Genomic DNA, 1704 nt, shown 5'->3' on the forward strand with positions numbered 1-1704 from the left:
ATTCATCCCCAATCCCTCTGGCAACTTCTAAGGCTTCGGGTAATAAACTTTCCGGTAAATAGGGAGCTAACCCGGTCAATGCCTCTGCACGGAGGTATTCATCCCCAATCCCTCTGGCAACTTCTAAGGCTTCGGGTAATAAAGTAGGGGTAAGATAGGGACTAATTGCCCTTAATCCTTCGGCTTGCTTCTCATCATCTTGACTTTGCCTCACATAAGCCAATCCCTGAGCAGGTGTCCAGATTTCATGTTTAATCAGTAAAGCAATCAATTCTGATGGAATATTCCTCGCCAAACTATTAAGAGAAGTGGTGATTAAAGCATAACGAACCTGTAACCCAATAGACTTAGTAGGATTCTCAATAAAATGCTCCTCCGCCAATTGCCACGCCCGGGAAACATCCTTAATAAAAATTGCTGTTTTCCCTTCCCTTTCACACTGACTATACCAACCATTATGACCTTCTGCGGTTTCTTCCCTCAGTAATAGATGAATCTGGGCTATCTGTCCCGCTTTTTCCAAATGCCAGAGCAATTGATTATAAATATAGCCATCATCCTCTAAACTATGCCAGTTTGATCCCCCTAAATCCCCCTTACTAAGGGGGACTTCCACCTCTTTTCCCCCCTTTTCAAGGGGGGTTAGGGGGGATATCTCCTTTTCAAGGGGGGTTAGGGGGGATCTCTTAATTTGTTTTTGATACCGGGTTAAAAGTTGCCGATGAGCTTCAGAAATCGATAAACCCAACCCCGGTAATTGATACTCTCTTTCAGGATGAGAAGACGCTTGTAAAAGATTACGGGCTAAATCATGTAAGAGATCATGTACACGATAATTCGTAATTTGTTCACTAGAAACCCCTGTTAATAATAAAGCTTTACCGCGTAAATATCTGAGGGTTTTCCTCGCTTCCGTTAGCCGACAATCCCATAAAGTAATTGCCATTTTTTCCGTAATTGTCACATCATCAGGTAAAACTCCCAACCAAATAAACTGTTGCAATCTTTGGGGCGATAACCGCTTTAAACTGAGATTAAAACAGGCAATTAAACTATAATGTTTGCGCTTTTCTTCATTGGCAGTATCTCCAGCTTCCAAGCGATCTAAAATTTCTAAATTAGCGATTTCTGCCCGTAAATCTTCGATTAATTCAGCCCAAGGAATCCCATCTTCAATTTGTGCCGCCGTCAACTCCAAAGCTAAGGGTAAATACCCGACAATTTTGGCTAATATTTTGGCTTGTTTCTGATCTGCTAAATTTAATTCATGCTTTAAATAACCCCTTAATAAGGCTAAAGATTGAGATTCGGTCATCACATTCAAATCATAACGAATTGCCCCTTTAACGGGAACTTCTCTAGTGGTTACTAATAATTTACATTGATTTACTGCTACTCTAAAAGGATCAATATCTTCTACATTCCAGAGATCATCTACTACTAATAAAGCCTTTTTATCTGCCAATAAAGTCCTCAAGTGTAAGGATGCCGCATCAATACCCGTCGGCTTAAAATTATAATCTCCTAAAGCTTGAATCCAGCCATGAAGAAAGGATAAAATATCTGGTTGTTGTCCTAATGTTGCCCAGAATATCCCATCAGGAAAAAAGGCTTGAACTTCTTTTTCTTGTGCTAAAGCTGCCGCTAAAGTGGATTTACCAATACCTCCTAAGCCATAAATCGCACTAATAACTAATGTTCCAG

Annotated in this window: 1 protein-coding gene; it reads right to left on the reverse strand. The window is 40.4% G+C overall.

What is annotated here, in order from left to right; all coding sequences use genetic code 11:
• Positions 1–1704, reverse strand: a 1704-nt coding sequence (locus tag PX636_RS04650) for an NB-ARC domain-containing protein (RefSeq protein WP_288116353.1), incomplete at both ends; no start/stop codon positions are given.

The sequence above is a fragment of the Microcystis sp. M53598_WE2 genome (genome assembly GCF_030067735.1).
In the GTDB taxonomy this organism is placed as follows: domain Bacteria; phylum Cyanobacteriota; class Cyanobacteriia; order Cyanobacteriales; family Microcystaceae; genus Microcystis; species Microcystis aeruginosa.